The 16,734-nt window shown below is 42.8% G+C and carries 16 protein-coding genes and 2 other annotated features (1 of these 18 only partly in view); all 16 genes read right to left on the reverse strand.

Annotated features, from left to right (window positions below; genetic code table 11):
- Positions 1-128: 128 nt before the first annotated feature.
- The 16 genes from rpoC to cysE all read right to left on the reverse strand — a co-directional run bounded on the left by rpoC (position 129) and on the right by cysE (position 16,444).
- Positions 129-3,737: a DNA-directed RNA polymerase subunit beta' gene (gene rpoC / locus ACGTNH_RS20635; RefSeq protein ID WP_394588966.1), complete on the reverse strand. Its 3,609-nt coding sequence runs from the start codon at positions 3,735-3,737 to the stop codon at positions 129-131.
- A gap of 55 nt (positions 3,738-3,792) precedes the next feature.
- On the reverse strand, positions 3,793-7,323 hold the full coding sequence (rpoB, locus tag ACGTNH_RS20640; RefSeq protein WP_394588968.1) for a DNA-directed RNA polymerase subunit beta: 3,531 nt from the start codon (positions 7,321-7,323) through the stop codon (positions 3,793-3,795).
- A 316-nt stretch (positions 7,324-7,639) separates the two neighbouring features.
- Complete coding sequence (locus ACGTNH_RS20645) at positions 7,640-8,242, reverse strand: class I SAM-dependent methyltransferase (protein ID WP_394588969.1); 603 nt, start codon at positions 8,240-8,242, stop codon at positions 7,640-7,642.
- Positions 8,243-8,320: 78 nt separating this feature from the next.
- Positions 8,321-8,686, reverse strand: a complete 366-nt coding sequence (rplL, locus tag ACGTNH_RS20650) for a 50S ribosomal protein L7/L12 (protein ID WP_394588971.1) — start codon at positions 8,684-8,686, stop codon at positions 8,321-8,323.
- Positions 8,687-8,743: 57 nt separating this feature from the next.
- Entirely contained in the window at positions 8,744-9,244 is a 501-nt protein-coding gene (gene rplJ, locus ACGTNH_RS20655) for a 50S ribosomal protein L10 (RefSeq protein WP_394588972.1), read from the reverse strand.
- Positions 9,245-9,292: 48 nt separating this feature from the next.
- Positions 9,293-9,437, reverse strand: a sequence feature (ribosomal protein L10 leader region).
- A gap of 49 nt (positions 9,438-9,486) precedes the next feature.
- Entirely contained in the window at positions 9,487-10,182 is a 696-nt protein-coding gene (rplA, locus tag ACGTNH_RS20660) for a 50S ribosomal protein L1 (protein WP_394588973.1), read from the reverse strand.
- Between the two features lie 117 nt (positions 10,183-10,299).
- Complete coding sequence (gene rplK, locus ACGTNH_RS20665; RefSeq protein ID WP_173917969.1) at positions 10,300-10,725, reverse strand: 50S ribosomal protein L11; 426 nt, start codon at positions 10,723-10,725, stop codon at positions 10,300-10,302.
- 147 nt (positions 10,726-10,872) lie between these two features.
- Positions 10,873-11,409 carry a transcription termination/antitermination protein NusG gene (gene nusG / locus ACGTNH_RS20670; RefSeq protein ID WP_188379122.1) on the reverse strand — a complete coding sequence of 179 codons (537 nt, stop codon included), beginning with the start codon at positions 11,407-11,409 and terminating at the stop codon, positions 10,873-10,875.
- Between the two features lie 134 nt (positions 11,410-11,543).
- On the reverse strand, positions 11,544-11,717 hold the full coding sequence (gene secE / locus ACGTNH_RS20675) for a preprotein translocase subunit SecE (protein ID WP_188379123.1): 174 nt from the start codon (positions 11,715-11,717) through the stop codon (positions 11,544-11,546).
- Positions 11,718-11,758: 41 nt separating this feature from the next.
- Positions 11,759-11,908, reverse strand: a complete 150-nt coding sequence (gene rpmG / locus ACGTNH_RS20680) for a 50S ribosomal protein L33 (RefSeq protein WP_188379124.1) — start codon at positions 11,906-11,908, stop codon at positions 11,759-11,761.
- 81 nt (positions 11,909-11,989) lie between these two features.
- Positions 11,990-12,643 carry an RNA polymerase sporulation sigma factor SigH gene (sigH, locus tag ACGTNH_RS20685; RefSeq protein ID WP_394588975.1) on the reverse strand — a complete coding sequence of 218 codons (654 nt, stop codon included), beginning with the start codon at positions 12,641-12,643 and terminating at the stop codon, positions 11,990-11,992.
- 79 nt (positions 12,644-12,722) lie between these two features.
- The gene (locus tag ACGTNH_RS20690) at positions 12,723-13,232 is read right to left on the reverse strand and encodes an NYN domain-containing protein (protein ID WP_394588976.1); all 510 of its coding nucleotides are present in this window, start codon (positions 13,230-13,232) and stop codon (positions 12,723-12,725) included.
- Positions 13,233-13,236: 4 nt separating this feature from the next.
- Positions 13,237-13,980 carry a 23S rRNA (guanosine(2251)-2'-O)-methyltransferase RlmB gene (rlmB, locus tag ACGTNH_RS20695; RefSeq protein WP_394588977.1) on the reverse strand — a complete coding sequence of 248 codons (744 nt, stop codon included), beginning with the start codon at positions 13,978-13,980 and terminating at the stop codon, positions 13,237-13,239.
- Positions 13,977-14,384, reverse strand: coding sequence for a Mini-ribonuclease 3 (locus ACGTNH_RS20700; RefSeq protein WP_394588978.1), 408 nt, complete (start codon positions 14,382-14,384; stop codon positions 13,977-13,979). The genes rlmB and ACGTNH_RS20700 overlap by 4 nt, the downstream gene beginning before the upstream one ends.
- Positions 14,385-14,388: 4 nt before the next feature.
- On the reverse strand, positions 14,389-15,789 hold the full coding sequence (cysS, locus tag ACGTNH_RS20705; RefSeq protein ID WP_394588979.1) for a cysteine--tRNA ligase: 1,401 nt from the start codon (positions 15,787-15,789) through the stop codon (positions 14,389-14,391).
- Positions 15,752-16,444, reverse strand: a complete 693-nt coding sequence (gene cysE, locus ACGTNH_RS20710; RefSeq protein ID WP_394588980.1) for a serine O-acetyltransferase — start codon at positions 16,442-16,444, stop codon at positions 15,752-15,754. Before cysE ends, cysS begins: the two co-directional genes overlap by 38 nt.
- Positions 16,445-16,539: 95 nt before the next feature.
- Positions 16,540-16,734: a binding site (T-box leader), on the reverse strand (it continues 16 nt past the right edge of the window).

The following is a 16,734-nucleotide window of genomic DNA, read 5'->3' on the forward strand; positions in this document are numbered from 1 at the left end:
AGTAACATGGATAAACGGAAGCACCTTGATTATATTATCACTAGCGAAAACCCATGTCAACTGGATTTTGAAAATAGTGTTTTAAAGATGCTTCCTTTTTTATCCTCTGTTAACCTTCACCTTGATTTTTAAAACTGAGTTACTTCTTCAGCAGCTTCGTTCTTTTCTTCTTTCTGTTCTGACTCAGCTTGAATCTTACGGTATCTTGTCATACCTGTACCGGCCGGGACAAGTTTACCGATAATAACATTCTCTTTAAGACCTAGTAATTCATCGCGTTTACCTTTGATCGCTGCATCAGTGAGGACACGAGTTGTTTCCTGGAATGATGCGGCTGACAGGAAGCTGTCAGTTTCAAGCGATGCTTTTGTAATACCGAGAATAACTGGTCGGCCGACTGCCGGCTGGCCGCCTTCCATAAGAACTTTTTGGTTCGCTTCTTTGAATTGGTGAATTTCGAGTAAGGAACCTGGTAGTACATCAGTATCTCCAGAATCAAGTACACGGATTTTACGAAGCATTTGGCGGACCATTACTTCCACGTGCTTATCGGAAATCTCAACACCTTGCATACGATATACTTTTTGAACTTCTTTTAATAGATATTCTTGAACTCCATCAAGTCCTTGAACAGTCAAGAGTTCTTTAGGATCGATGGAACCTTCAGTAAGTGGTTCACCAGCTATTACTTGGTCACCTACTGAAACTTTAAGTCTAGAACCATATGGCGCTGTATAAGAACGAGATTCTACTGCGCCTTGAACAACGATTTCTTGTTTCTCTTTCACTTCGTTAATTTCGTGGACAGTACCTTCGATTTCAGTAATAACAGCTTGCCCTTTAGGGTTTCTAGCTTCAACAATCTCTTGGATACGCGGAAGACCTTGTGTAATATCGTCTCCAGCAACACCACCTGTGTGGAAGGTACGCATTGTTAACTGTGTACCCGGTTCACCGATGGACTGTGCAGCGATAATTCCCACAGCTTCTCCTACTTCAACTTCGTCACCTGTTGCCAGGTTACGTCCGTAACACTTCTTACACACGCCGTGCTTCGTGTTACAAGTGAATGCAGAACGAATAGTAATCTCTTCGATGCCGGCATCAACGATCTGTTTAGCAGCATCTTCAAAGATGACTTCATTGCGGGTAGCTAAAACATCACCAGTTTCAGGGTGTTTTACTGTTTGGAAGGACGTACGTCCAATCAAGCGATCGACTAACGGCTCGATCGTCTCCGTTCCTTCTTTAATTGCGCTGACTGGCAGACCGCGGTCAGTTCCACAATCTTCATCACGTACAATAACATCCTGTGCCACATCAACAAGACGACGAGTCAAGTAACCTGAGTCGGCCGTCTTAAGGGCTGTATCGGCAAGACCTTTACGAGCACCGTGAGTAGAGATAAAGTACTCAAGAACCGTAAGACCTTCACGGAAGCTTGATTTAATCGGCAGTTCAATGATTCGTCCAGCCGGGTTGGCCATTAAACCACGCATACCTGCAAGCTGCGTAAAGTTAGACGCGTTACCACGTGCACCCGAGTCACTCATCATAAAGATTGGGTTTCTAGGGTTTAAGGTATTCATCAGTCGATCTTGAATATCATCTTTACATGCAGACCAAATCTCAATTACTCGGTCATATCGCTCTTCTTCTGTAATAAGACCACGACGGAACTGTTTTAGAACCTTATCTACTTTAGATTGGGCTTCATCGAGAATTTCCTTTTTCTCTGGAAGTACAACTACGTCGGATACACCAACAGTAATACCAGCTTTTGTAGAGTAAGCAAAACCAAGATCCTTCATGCGGTCAAGCATTTTAGAAGTTTCACTGATCGAGAAACGCTTAAATACTTCTGCGATGATATCTCCTAATATTCCTTTCTTGAATGGCAGAACTAAATCACGCTTGGCAATCTCTTCTTTAATGTTCGTACCTTTCTCAACAAAGTAATGTTCAGGAGTTTTAATTTCAAGGTTCTCTTGAGTTGGCTCGTTCATATAAGGGAACGAGTTCGGAAGCATTTCATTGAAAATCAATTTACCAATAGAGGTAATCAGTAGTTGATTATTCTGTGCTTCGGTAAATGTCTCATTGTTTAACGAGTTAGCTTGAACGGCTACACGTGTGTGTAAGTGAACATATCCGTTCTGGTAAGCCATTATCGCTTCATTTAAGTCTTTAACAACCATACCTTCGCCAACAGCGGACTCACGCTCAAGAGTGAGGTAATAGTTACCTAATACCATATCCTGAGATGGAGTAACTACAGGCTTGCCGTCTTTCGGGTTCAGGATGTTTTGAGCGGCCAGCATAAGGATACGAGCTTCAGCCTGAGCCTCAGAAGACAGTGGCACGTGTACAGCCATTTGGTCCCCATCAAAGTCAGCGTTATAAGCTGTACATACGAGTGGGTGAAGACGAATCGCGCGCCCTTCAACCAACGTTGGTTCGAAAGCCTGGATACCAAGACGGTGTAATGTTGGGGCGCGGTTTAACAGTACCGGGTGCTCTTTAATTACATCCTCTAAAACATCCCACACTTCAGGGTGAACGCGTTCAATCTTACGTTTAGCTGATTTAATGTTGTGTGCTAACCCGCGTGATACAAGTTCTTTCATAACGAAAGGCTTGAACAATTCAAGAGCCATTTCTTTCGGAAGTCCACACTGGTACATTTTCAAGTTCGGCCCTACAACGATAACGGAACGACCAGAATAGTCAACACGCTTACCAAGTAGGTTTTGACGGAACCGACCTTGTTTCCCTTTCAACATGTGAGAAAGAGACTTCAACGGTCTATTTCCTGGACCTGTTACAGGACGTCCGCGTCGTCCATTGTCAATCAAAGCATCTACAGCTTCTTGCAGCATACGCTTCTCGTTTTGAACGATAATCGTAGGTGCTCCAAGGTCTAACAGACGCTTCAGGCGATTGTTACGGTTAATCACGCGTCGATACAAGTCATTTAAATCAGACGTCGCAAAACGTCCGCCATCAAGCTGAACCATTGGACGCAATTCTGGAGGGATGACCGGAAGTACATCCAGGATCATCCAAGAAGGATCATTGCCAGAATTACGGAACGACTCAAGAACTTCAAGACGTTTAATCGCACGCGTACGACGTTGTCCTTGAGCTGATTTCAGCTCTTCTTTCAGAATGTCTACTTCTGCATCCAAGTCAATGTCAGAAAGCAGCTTACGAATGGCTTCTGCACCCATTGCCGCCTGGAACCCTTGCCCGAACTTCTCACGGTAAGTACGGTATTCTTTTTCAGATAAAAGTTGCTTTTTATCTAATGCGGTTTCTCCAGGCTCCGTTACGATATAAGCAGCGAAGTAGATAACTTCTTCCAACGCACGAGGGGACATGTCAAGAACAAGTCCCATACGGCTTGGAATGCCTTTAAAATACCAAATGTGAGAGACAGGGGCAGCTAATTCTAAGTGCCCCATGCGCTCACGTCGAACTTTCGCCTTAGTAACTTCAACGCCACAACGGTCACAAACTACACCTTTGTAACGTACACGCTTGTATTTCCCACAATGACATTCCCAGTCTTTTTGGGGACCGAAAATTCTCTCACAGAACAGACCATCTTTTTCAGGTTTTAGTGTACGATAGTTAATCGTCTCTGGTTTTTTGACTTCTCCATAAGACCAAGAACGAATCTTGTCAGGTGAAGCCAGACCAATTTTCATATACTCAAATCTATTTACATCTAGCAAGGGGCCTACCTCCCTTTTAGTATCCAGGTTCTACCCTAAGCTTTAACAATCAGCCTTATTGTTCTTCGAGATTCATGTTCTCAGATTCTTGCGTTTGGTCTTCTTCAATATCACGCATCTCAATCTCTTCATCTTCACCATCAAGAATCTTAACGTCCATACCTAAACTTTGAAGCTCTTTAATTAGTACTTTAAATGACTCTGGAACACCAGGTTCCGGTACGTTATCACCTTTAACGATCGCTTCATACGTCTTAACACGACCCACTACGTCATCGGACTTAACGGTTAAGATTTCTTGCAGCGTATAGGCAGCACCATATGCTTCAAGTGCCCATACCTCCATCTCACCAAAACGTTGTCCACCAAACTGTGCTTTACCTCCTAGAGGCTGCTGCGTTACTAAGGAATAAGGTCCAGTAGAACGTGCGTGCAGCTTATCATCGACCATGTGAGACAGTTTAATCATATACATGACTCCGACAGAGATACGGTTATCAAATGGCTCGCCTGTTCTTCCATCATACAAAATGGTTTTAGCATCTCGAGCCATTCCTGCCTCATCGAGTGTTTCCCAGACATCTTCCTCACGGGCACCGTCAAATACAGGTGTTGCAACACGGATGCCAAGCTGACGAGCAGCCATACCTAGATGCAGTTCAAGAACTTGCCCGATATTCATACGAGATGGTACACCCAATGGGTTCAACATGATGTCTACAGGGGTACCGTCCGGCAAGTACGGCATATCTTCTTCCGGAAGTATTTTAGAAATAACACCTTTGTTTCCGTGACGACCGGCCATTTTGTCCCCTTCAGAAATCTTACGCTTCTGAACGATATAAACACGGATTAATTGGTTCACACCAGGGGGAAGCTCGTCGCCGTCTTCACGGTTAAAGATCTTAACGTCAAGTACTATTCCACCTGCGCCATGAGGCACACGTAGAGAAGTATCACGCACTTCGCGAGCTTTCTCTCCAAAGATAGCGTGCAGAAGCCTCTCTTCCGCAGATAGTTCAGTCACCCCTTTAGGAGTAACTTTACCTACCAGGAGGTCACCATCGCTTACTTCAGCACCAACGCGGATGATTCCACGTTCGTCTAAATCACGCAATGCATCTTCTCCTACGTTTGGAATATCACGCGTAATTTCTTCAGGTCCCAGCTTCGTATCACGTGCTTCAGATTCATACTCTTCGATATGAATAGAAGTGTACACGTCATCTTTTACAAGGCGTTCACTCATGATTACGGCGTCCTCATAGTTATAACCGTCCCATGTCATGAATGCTACAAGAGGGTTTTGACCAAGCGCCAATTCTCCCATATCCATTGAAGGCCCGTCCGCAAGAATCTCACCTTTTACGACGCGGTCTCCTTTAGAAACGATTGGACGCTGATTGTAACAGCTTCCCTGGTTTGAACGAATAAATTTCTGAAGACGGTAACGATCTAAGTCACCTTCCACTTCTCTGCCATCTACTTCAGAGATACGGCGGACAAGCACTTCTTTTGCTTCCACACGTTCTACGATTCCTTCGTGACGGCAGATTACTGCAGCTCCAGAATCTTTACCTGATACATATTCCATCCCTGTACCTACAATCGGTGCGTCAGGTTTTAGTAGAGGTACTGCTTGACGCTGCATGTTTGCTCCCATTAGAGAACGGTTAGAGTCATCGTTTTCTAAGAATGGAATACACGCTGTCGCAGCGGATACTACTTGTTTTGGAGATACGTCCATGTAATCTAGACGCTCACGGTTTACTACTGTGTTTTCCCCGCGGAAACGAGCAATAACTTCTTCATCAGTAAAAGAACCGTCTTCATTTAATTTAGCGTTGGCCTGTGCAACTACATAATGGTCTTCTTCATCAGCTGTTAAATAATCAAAGTGAGAAGTGACCTGATTTGTCTCAGGGTCTACGCGGCGATATGGTGTTTCAATGAATCCAAACTCGTTTACCTTCGCATAAGAAGATAAGGAGTTAATCAACCCAATGTTTGGTCCTTCTGGTGTTTCGATCGGACACATACGCCCGTAGTGGGAATAGTGGACGTCACGAACTTCAAACCCTGCACGCTCACGTGTTAAACCACCCGGTCCAAGTGCTGACAGACGACGCTTATGCGTTAACTCTGCAAGCGGGTTTGTCTGGTCCATAAACTGCGAAAGCTGAGAGCTTCCGAAGAACTCTTTAATCGACGCGATCACCGGACGAATGTTAATCAGCTGCTGCGGTGTAATAGAGGACGTATCTTGGATAGACATACGCTCACGAACTACACGTTCCATACGAGATAGTCCAATACGGAATTGGTTCTGCAGCAATTCACCAACTGAACGGAGACGACGGTTTCCTAAGTGGTCAATGTCATCTGTGCCTCCAACAGTGTGAAGCAAGTTAAAGAAATAGCTGATAGATGACAAGATATCTGCAGGAGTAATGTGTTTTACATCACGGTCAATATTTGCATTACCAATTACATTGATAGAACGCTCACCTTCAGGGTCTGTTGGGTCTACTATTTTCACAGATTGAACGCGAATTGGTTCTTCTAGTACTCCATCTACAGGATCAAGTACTCGCTCGCTCATTGTTTCTTCCTGATTGTTAAAGTGCGGGATTAAACGATCTAACAAACGACGGTCGATTTTCGCACCTTTCTCAGCAACAACTTCACCCGTTTCTTCATCAACTAGAGTTTCTGCTAACGTTTGATTAAAGAGGCGTTCTTTAATGTGAAGCTTTTTATTCATTTTGTATCGTCCTACGCGAGCCAAGTCATAACGCTTTGGATCAAAGAAGCGAGAAACTAACAAGCTTTTCGCATTTTCTACCGTCGGCGGCTCACCAGGGCGTAAACGTTCATAAATTTCTAGTAATGCTTTCTCACTAGTTTCAGTGTTATCTTTCTCTAACGTATTCTTCAAATATTCATTGTCACCGATCAAATCAATAATTTCTTGATCCGTTCCAAATCCTAATGCTCGAAGTAATACAGTGATCGGAAGCTTACGTGTACGATCGATACGAACATGAACTACATCTTTAGCATCCGTTTCAAATTCTAACCAAGCTCCACGGTTCGGAATAACTGTAGCTGTATATCCACGCTTTCCGTTCTTATCTATTTTTTTATTAAAATAGACACTAGGAGAGCGAACAAGTTGAGATACAATGACTCGTTCGGCGCCATTAATAATAAATGTACCTGTATCAGTCATTAACGGGAAATCTCCCATAAATACTTCTTGTTCTTTCACTTCACCTGTCTCATTATTTAATAGACGGACTTTCACACGCAGCGGAGCGTTGTAAGTTACATCACGGTCTTTTGATTCATCGACCGGATACTTCGGCTCCCCTAAGCTGTAATCTACAAATTCAAGTGACAGATTCCCAGTGAAATCTTCAATTGGTGAGATGTCCTTAAACATCTCTTTCAAACCTTCTTCTAAGAACCACTCATAAGATGCGGTTTGAATTTCGATTAGGTTCGGTAAATCTAATACCTCACTAATACGTGCGTAACTTCTGCGTTGGCGGTGTCGTCCATATTGAACTAGTTGACCTGTCAACAGATTCACCCCTTCAATCAAGCATTTTTAAAACGAAAAAAGGGTCCGGCAAAGACATGCCGAACAGGCTTGCGGTTGATCTTGCCACAAGCACTATTTAAACATTCACATATTTTGCGAATGGTGTTTCTTCATTTCTCTCTAACGTTAGACAAAAAAGAAAAAGGGTTTTCAAACAAAAACCTCATTTCAATCTACATGTACGATTTACCATTCTATCCATTTCTCACCTTTTTATACTAAGGGTGAAAAAAAGACTTGACAACAAAAAGGTCATACTGGCATTTTTCAATAATACCACACACAAAAATTCGAGTCAAACCTTTTTAGCCCTAAGGATGTAATAGCCTTTCTTCTTCACGACTAATTCTACATTCCCAAAAAGTTCTTCTAACTTTTCTTTTGCTGAAGGAGCCCCTTGTTTCTTTTGTATTACCACCCATAATTCTCCGTTAGGCTTTAATGCAGCAAATGATTCTGTAAACATGGCATGTACCACTTGCTTTCCTGCACGAATCGGCGGGTTGGTTAAGATAGCCGCAAATGAACGCCCTTTTAAATTGGAAAAACGATCACTTGCTTTAATTACAACATTATTAACTTGATTCTGTTTAGCATTCTTATCCGCTAAAGCCAGTGCTCGCTCATTGACATCTGCCATCACGACTTCCCGGTCACGGTCAGTTTTAGCAATTGCCAATCCTATTGGACCGTAGCCGCATCCGAGGTCAAGAATGTCCCCTTGTATATCAGGCGGCGTATACGCATCGATGAGTACTCTGGACCCAAAGTCCACCTCTCCTTTAGAAAACACAGCATGATCTGTAGTAAAAGTAAATTCATTCCCTTTCAGAGGGAATGACCAGGACCGTTCTTCACTTTTTGCCTCTGTGGTTTTGGAATAATAATGCTCAGACATTCAGCACACCTTCTTTTTAAGAAAGATAAGGAAAAAGAAAGCCCGCCGATAAACAGCGAGCTTTTCTTCATTCTATCATTACTTAACTTCTACAGACGCTCCAGCTTCTTCTAACTTAGCTTTAACTTCTTCAGCTTCGTCTTTAGAAACGCCTTCTTTAACAGCGCCAGGTGCGTTATCAACTAGCTCTTTTGCATCTTTAAGACCAAGACCAGTGATTTCGCGAACTGCTTTAACTACTTTAATTTTTGAGCTTCCAGCAGATTCTAGTACTACATCAAATTCAGTTTTCTCTTCTTCAACTTCGCCACCTGCAGCAGCACCGCCAGCTGCAACTGGAGCTGCAGCAGATACACCAAATTCTTCTTCAATTGCTTTAACTAGGTCGTTAAGCTCAAGAACAGACATTTCTTTAATCGCTTCGATAATTTGTTCGTTAGACATGAGAAATTTCCTCCTTAGATTTTAAAATATTTTTATTAGCCGTAAACGAGTGCAAGCTTATGCACTTTCTTCTTCTTTTTGTTCCGCAATTGCTTTTGTCGCATATGCGAAGTTTCGTACTGGCGCTTGTAGCACGCTTAGGAACATAGAAACAAGTCCCTCGTAGTTTGGAAGAGTAGCAAGCTCTTTGATTTGCTCAAGAGTAGCAACTTTCCCTTCGATCACGCCGCCTTTAAGTTCAAGGCTTTCATGATCTTTTGCAAAGTTGTTCAAAATTTTCGCTGGAGATACAGCGTCATCTTCACTAGTTGCAAGAGCTGTCGGTCCAGCAAGGACTTCATCAAGCTCAGTTAGTTCAGTTTCTGCAGTCGCACGGCGAGTCATTGTGTTTTTGTACACTTTGAAATCTACGCCTGCTTCACGAAGCTGAGCACGTAGCTCTGTAACTTCTGATACATCAAGCCCGCGGTAGTCTACTAGTACAGCAGATTTACTATTGCGAAGTTTCTCAGCGATCTCTGTAACAACCTGCTGCTTTTGCTCAATAATATTGCTCATCGTTCCACCTCCTATTGACTTAGCATCATACCGATTGGAGTTCGTGTTTTATATAAAATAAAAGTACCCCCATGAAGACATGGAGGTACGTATGTCAGTACAGCAGCGTTGCTGGACTGTTTATTCACACACCTCGGCAGGAATTTAAGCGGATTACCGCCCCTGCTGTCTTCGGTATAACGTATTTAATTTATACAACGTTTTTAATTATAAGTAATCAAAAACGGAAAGTCAACCATTGATTACTTAACGTAGCTGGAAACATCAACTTTAATGCCAGGCCCCATAGTGGAAGATACTGCAGCATTACGCATGTAAGTGCCTTTCGCAGCTTGAGGCTTAGCTTTAACTAGAGCGTCAGTAATTGCTTCGAAGTTTTCTGCAAGCTTTGCTTCATCGAAAGAAGCTTTTCCAATTGGCACATGGATATTAGCAGCTTTATCAACACGGTATTCTACTTTACCTGCTTTGATTTCGTTTACTGCTTTTTCAACTTCGAAAGTTACTGTACCTGTTTTAGGGTTAGGCATAAGACCTTTTGGTCCTAGTACACGTCCTAGTTTACCAACTTCAGCCATCATGTCCGGAGTTGCAACAACTACGTCAAAATCGAACCAGCCTTGATTAATTTGATTAATCAAGTCTTGCTCTCCAACGTAATCTGCCCCAGCAGCTTCTGCTTCTTTCGCTTTATCACCTTTAGCGAAAACAAGGACACGCTGAGATTTACCAGTTCCGTGCGGAAGAACCATAGCTCCGCGGATTTGCTGATCCGCTTTCTTAGGGTCTACTCCTAGACGGAAAGCTGCTTCGACAGTTTCGTCAAATCCAGCTTTAGATGTTTCTTTCACAAGGCTGATTGCTTCATTTACTTCATAAGCTTTCGTACGATCAACAAGCTTTTGTAGCTCTTGTTGCTTTTTGCTTTTCTTAGCCATTTTTTAATTTCCTCCTCATTGTGGTTTTAACGGATTAACCTCCCACGAATAAAGGTTGCGAACCAAGGATCACTCCTGTGTCGCAACCTTCAACTCCATTAGAGTGACGCTGTGGGATTAGTCTTCAACTGTGATTCCCATGCTGCGCGCTGTACCTTCAACCATACGCATTGCAGCTTCAACGTCAGCAGCGTTCAAGTCAGGCATTTTTGTTTCAGCGATTTCTTTTACTTGATCGCGTTTAACAGTAGCAACCTTGTTACGGTTTGGCTCACCTGAACCTGATTCGATCCCCGCTGCTTTCTTAAGTAGAACAGCAGCTGGTGGAGTTTTTGTAACAAATGTAAAAGAACGATCTTCAAAAACAGAGATCTCAACCGGAATAATCATTCCTGCTTGATCTTGTGTTTTAGCGTTAAATTCTTTACAGAAGCCCATGATATTAATACCCGCTTGTCCTAGTGCCGGTCCTACCGGTGGAGCTGGGTTTGCTTTACCTGCTGGAATCTGTAGCTTTACAACTTTAATAACTTTTTTAGCCACGAGACACACCTCCTTAAAGTCCGTGATGTGGTAATAGGGTTTTTCCCTCCCACTCAACGCAATATGCATTAACGCCTCGTTTCTGAGGCACATAAAGAACATAAGAATTCTACCATTTATTTAATGATCTTGCAAGGGGAAAGGGATTTATAATTTTTCAATTTGGGAGAAGTCCAGTTCAACCGGCGTCTCACGCCCAAACATATTAACGTGAACCTTCACTTTCTGTTTATCAATATCAATATATTCGATCGTTCCTGTGAAGTTAGCAAAAGGTCCATCTGTTACTTTAACACTTTCTTTTACTTCAAAATCAATATCTGCTGAAGTTGGCTCTGTCATACCCATACGCTTCAACACGGTATCTACTTCTTCAGGTAAGAGAGGGATCGGCTTCGAGCCGGAGCCTGTTGAACCAACGAAACCAGTCACCCCGGGTGTATTGCGCACAACATACCAGGAATCATCCGTCATTACCATTTCAGCAATAACATAGCCAGGGAAAACTTTTTTCTTATTTACTTTACGCTTACCATTCTTAATTTCTGTTTCTTCATCTTCAGGAACAAGGACACGGAATATCTTATCTTCCATCCCCATAGACTCGACTCGCTTCTCTAAATTGGTCTTCACCTTGTTTTCATAACCTGAATACGTGTGAACCACATACCATCTTTTTTCCATTTATACAGGACAAGTGGCTTGCCCTTCCCTCCCTTATCGTTCATTTTTAAAAGGATTTCCAACATGAAAAAACCCGTCAGACGGGTTTTTTGTACAAGACTATTAACTAGTATATCACAAAACTGACTGTACTATTAGCTAGGAATAAGTTCAAGTATTTGTGTAATGCCTAAGTCAACAACCGCAAAAAACACAGATACGAAAGCTACGGTAAAAAGTACGGTAATGGTATACTTTGTTAATTCTTGCCCTTTAGGCCAGCTAACTTTGCGCATCTCGCGAGATACATTTTTCAAGAATTTAAACATGATCGTACTACCCCCAAACTTACGCCAACCGGCTTCATCCTCTATTTTGTTTCGCGATGAAGTGTATGTTCACCACAAGTCTTACAAAATTTGCGAACTTCTAAACGTTCAGATTGATTTGAGCGATTTATATTTGTAGTATAATTGCGACTTTGACATTGGGTACAAGCTAAAATTACTTTCTTTCTCATCGACAATCCCCTCGTCCTAGAGGTTTATTTCACTTTCACTAATGTAGCACGCTTACAACTTAGTGTCAATTGCTTGAAAAATTAAGTAGTTTCAGAGAATTCAATGTATCTTTCAAGCTTGCGTTTGACCCTTTGAAGGGCATTATCAATAGATTTAACATGTCTCTTCAGCTCTACGGAGATTTCCTGATATGTTTTACCGTCTAAATACAAGGAGAGAACCTGCTGTTCCAGCTCACTAAGCAGTTCAGAGATCTTCTCCTCTATGTCCCCAAACCGTTCTTTATTGACCATAAGCTCCTGGGGGTCAATCGCTTTCGAACCTGCTATTACATCTAACAACGTTCGGTCCGCTTCTTCATCAAATATTGGCTTATCGAGAGAAACATATGAATTGAGTGGAATGTGTTTTTGGCGAGTGGCAGTTTTAATTGCGGTAATAATTTGACGAGTGACGCACAGTTCGGCAAAAGCTTTAAAGGACGAAAGCTTGTCCCCTTGGTAATCACGAATGGCTTTATAAAGACCAATCATGCCTTCTTGCACAATGTCTTCCCGATCTGCGCCAATGAGGAAATACGTCCGTGCTTTGGCACGAACGAAATTTTTGTACTTATCAATTAAAAAATCTAGAGCCTGGACTTGCCCGTGGTTAATCCGCTCAATGATTTCTTCGTCATCAAGTTGACTGAAATCCAACTTCTCGATGCCTGTCTTTGTTTGTCCGATGCTCACTCAGGATCCCTCCGACTGTGGTACCTAAATATAGAAATATTATACAGTAAGCGTTTCAAAAGCGTCAATATGGCGTTTTCTATTTATTGCCCCTTCTCCACTGTTCAAAAATATCTCTTATCTCTTTATTTATCGGAATTTTGGACTGATATTGAACCTCTTTATGGGTTTCTAAATCTTTTTTTATTTCTTGTTCAATGTTCTTAACTTCGATATATAATTCCCTTGCTGATTTCCGGTAGGCACCTTGGGCAAATATAGTTCTCTGTTCAGCGTAATCGGATGTCGCCACATATACCTGGGTGCGAACATCATTCAATTGTCCGGACAGCTTCTCGATTCGTTCATCTGCTGTTTCATTTTCTTTCGTGTAAATCGTCTCCACCTTAAAGCTCTTTTGCTTCGTTTCGAGTCCCCGGACATGATAAGCATCAAAAACAACAATGACCCGATCCCCGGTATAAGATTGATACTCTGCCATCATCTCAATCAGTAAATCTCTTGCCTGTCCTAAATCCTTGTCTTTAAGCTGCTGTAGTTCCGGCCAAGCCCCAATGATGTTGTATCCGTCAACGATTAGTACATTCATCGTATTACCCCTCGACAGGGTGACGTTTTCGATAAACTTCATACATAAGCAGTGAGGCAGCTACTGAAGCATTCAAAGAGGTCACCTTCCCGGCCATTGGAAGACTGACAGTCCAGTCACATTTATCTTTTGTTAACCGACTCATGCCTTTACCTTCACTGCCAATGACCAGTGCTAAAGGCATCTTACCATCTAATTGGCGGTAATCCTCTGTCCCTTCGGCATCAGTGCCTACCACCCAGACAAAGCGCTCCTTCAATGCATCAATGGTGCGTGATAAATTGGTAACACGGGCGACCGGAATGTATTCAATCGCTCCTGTGGAGGTTTTCGCTACCGTAGAAGTTAATCCAACTGAACGTCTTTTTGGAATGATGACGCCGTGAACACCGCTGGCATCCGCAGTACGAAGGATTGAGCCTAGATTATGAGGATCCTCAATTTCATCTAAAATGATGAAAAATGGTTCCTCTCCTTTTTCATTCGCTCGGGCAAACAAATCGTCTATATCGCTGTATTCATAAGCTGCGACTGCCGCGATGACTCCCTGATGGTTACCTTCGACAAGCTGATCAATTTTTTTCTTTGGAGCTTTCTGCACAAGCACACCATTCTCTTTAGCCGCTTGTTCAATTTTCTTTACTGCCTGGTATTGAAGCTGCTCAGAAACAAATACTTTATTAATAGAACGCCCAGACTTGATAGCTTCTAACACCGGATTCTTTCCAATGATCCACTCTTCGTTCATCTCACTTCTCTCCCCTCTTCTACCAGCTCAATGGCTCGTCCAATTAACTCTTCTAAGCGCTGCTCATTGCCGGAAAGATAATGAAAACCTAAAACCGCTTCAAATGCTGTAGAGTATCGGTACGTTTGTACATCCGTGTTTTTTGGCACCGTTCCAGACTTTGCATTGCGGCCTCTTCTTAACACACCTTCCTCCTCTTCAGTAAGAAGACCTTCCTCTTGCCAGGCTCGCACCACCTGAGCTTGTGATTTTGCAGACACAAACTGAATAGCGGTCCTGTGCAGCTGCTCAGGCTTCACTTGCCCCTGCTCTAATAAGTGGCGCCTCACATACAATTCGTACACACCGTCACCCATATAGGCGAGGGCGAGACTTTTCATCTGTTTCACATTTGTAAAAGTCATCCTCTTACCCCCGCTTCCAACGAGTGCCCTGGGCGGTGTCTTCTAAAACAATGTTTCGTGCTTTAAGCTCATCACGGATTTCGTCAGCGCGAGCAAAGTTACGATCTTTTCTCGCTTGTTTTCTTTCCTCAATCAACGTATCAATCTCCTCGTCTAACAGCTCCAATTCTTGTTCAAGCTGCAGTCCTAACACCCCTGCAAGTTCTTTAAGTGTTTCGGAGAATTGATCAATCACTTCTGTATGGGTTTGTTCCGATTGCAAATACAAATTAGCTGTTTTGGTTAAATCAAACAAAACAGAGATCGCATTGGCTGTATTGAAATCATCATCCATCTCCGCAACAAATTGTTGTTTATGTTTAGCGGCTTCTTCTAACCAGTACGTCTTTTCGTCTGTTAAATTTAAGCTTGAACCTTTACGGTGAAGTAAGTTTTCATAGGCGTTGCGAATGCGTTCAAAACTGCTCTTTGCACCGGCTAACAGCTCATCGCTGAAGTTAATAGGGTGGCGATAGTGCACGCTCAACATGAAGAAGCGAATCACCTGAGGGTCATGCTTCTGCACTAAGTCATGAGCAAGTACAAAATTCCCTAAGGATTTAGACATTTTTTCATTTTCAATGTTGATATAGCCGTTATGCATCCAGTAACGAGCAAAAGATTCTCCATTATTTGCTTCTGATTGAGCAATTTCATTTTCATGATGAGGGAATGTTAAGTCTTGGCCGCCTGCATGGATATCAATGGTATCGCCAAGATACTTCTTCGCCATAGCGGAGCATTCAATATGCCAGCCCGGACGCCCATTCCCCCACGGACTCTCCCAGGCAATTTCCCCTTCCTTCGCTTCTTTCCATAAAGTAAAATCAAGCGGGTCTTCTTTTTTCTCTCCTACTTCAATACGGGCTCCAGAACGGAGTTCATCTATGGACTGATGCGAAAGCTTCCCATACTCGTTGAAAGAACGTGTACGGAAATAAACATCCCCGCCAGACTCATAGGCAAAGCCTTTTTCTATTAAGCCATCAATAAACTTAATAATTTCCTCCATGTTTTCCGTTACACGAGGGTGATGGACCGCTTCTTTAACGCCTAAGGCGCCTACATCCTCTTTATAAGCTTGAATAAACCTGTTGGCGATATCCGGTACCTCTTCACCTAACTCATTCGCAGCTTTAATTAATTTATCATCAACGTCCGTGAAATTTAATACGTACTGCACCTCAAAGTTCTTATACTCAAAATATCTGCGAACGGTATCGAAAACGATTGCCGGCCGAGCGTTCCCGATGTGAATATAGTTATAAACTGTAGGACCGCATACGTACATTTTGACCTTGCCTTCTTCGAGTGGGGTGAAAGGTTCTTTAGTTCTTGTCAGCGTGTTGAATACTTTTATGCTCATCCTGTTCCGCTCCTTTTTCGTCTTGTTCTAATTGTAAGCAAAGTTGTTTGATTTCTTCTTCCATTTCGTTTAACCGATCATATACAGGGTCCGGGAGCTTGTGGTGATCCAAGTCTTTTTGGCGAATCTTCTTCCCGTCCTGAATGACGACGTGGCCGGGAATCCCAACAACGGTGGAATTATCAGGTACATTCTTTAACACAACGGATCCTGCTCCTACCTTTGAATTCTCCCCAATCGTGATAGAACCTAAAACTTTCGCCCCTGTAGCGACTAATGAATTATCTTTCAGCGTTGGGTGACGTTTTCCTTTCTCTTTTCCTGTCCCTCCCAGGGTTACTCCTTGGAAAAGGGTCACATTATCACCAATTTCACACGTTTCCCCGATGACCACGCCCATGCCGTGATCAATAAAGAAGCGGCGTCCAATTTTTGCACCTGGGTGAATCTCAATTCCAGTAAAGAAACGGCTGATTTGTGAAATGATTCGGGCCAGGAAAAAGAATTTCCTTTTATAAAAAGCATGAGCAACCCTGTGAGACCACGTAGCATGAAGCCCGGAATACGTTAAAATCACTTCAATATAGGAACGTGCCGCTGGATCTTGATCAAACACGACATCCACATCTTCTTTAAACATTTTAAGCCATCCCATCCGGCATCCTCCTTTTGTTCATTTATAAGAATTCAAACACACTGTGCTCAACGCTGGTTTTCCTATATAAAAAACGCGTCTCTGTGCTTAATCAGCACAGAGACGCGTTATGCGCGGTTCCACTCTGTTTAGGAAACATACTTCCCTCACTCTCCCTAATAACGGCAGGCGGCCGCCCCAGCCTACTTTATTCAACCAGGGACTCTGAGGTGCATTTCAGAGTCTCTCCTTAAAATCACTTCCAGCCAAGGTGATTTTCTCTGTGTAAAGAAAGGGTCTCCTACTTCTCC

Source organism: Halobacillus sp. B23F22_1 (assembly GCF_043497005.1).
Lineage (GTDB): Bacteria > Bacillota > Bacilli > Bacillales > Halobacillaceae > Halobacillus_A.

Coding starts and splice junctions, on each gene's coding strand:
- ACGTNH_RS20645 (WP_394588969.1), bottom strand. CDS start 8,242: ATGTCTGAGCATTATTATTCCAAAACCACAGAGGCAAAAAGTGAAGAA.
- rplL (WP_394588971.1), bottom strand. CDS start 8,686: ATGTCTAACGAACAAATTATCGAAGCGATTAAAGAAATGTCTGTTCTT.
- rplJ (WP_394588972.1), bottom strand. CDS start 9,244: ATGAGCAATATTATTGAGCAAAAGCAGCAGGTTGTTACAGAGATCGCT.
- rplA (WP_394588973.1), bottom strand. CDS start 10,182: ATGGCTAAGAAAAGCAAAAAGCAACAAGAGCTACAAAAGCTTGTTGAT.
- nusG (WP_188379122.1), bottom strand. CDS start 11,409: ATGGAAAAAAGATGGTATGTGGTTCACACGTATTCAGGTTATGAAAAC.
- secE (WP_188379123.1), bottom strand. CDS start 11,717: ATGTTTAAATTCTTGAAAAATGTATCTCGCGAGATGCGCAAAGTTAGC.
- rpmG (WP_188379124.1), bottom strand. CDS start 11,908: ATGAGAAAGAAAGTAATTTTAGCTTGTACCCAATGTCAAAGTCGCAAT.
- ACGTNH_RS20690 (WP_394588976.1), bottom strand. CDS start 13,232: ATGAATGTACTAATCGTTGACGGATACAACATCATTGGGGCTTGGCCG.
- rlmB (WP_394588977.1), bottom strand. CDS start 13,980: ATGAACGAAGAGTGGATCATTGGAAAGAATCCGGTGTTAGAAGCTATC.
- ACGTNH_RS20700 (WP_394588978.1), bottom strand. CDS start 14,384: ATGACTTTTACAAATGTGAAACAGATGAAAAGTCTCGCCCTCGCCTAT.
- cysS (WP_394588979.1), bottom strand. CDS start 15,789: ATGAGCATAAAAGTATTCAACACGCTGACAAGAACTAAAGAACCTTTC.
- cysE (WP_394588980.1), bottom strand. CDS start 16,444: ATGGGATGGCTTAAAATGTTTAAAGAAGATGTGGATGTCGTGTTTGAT.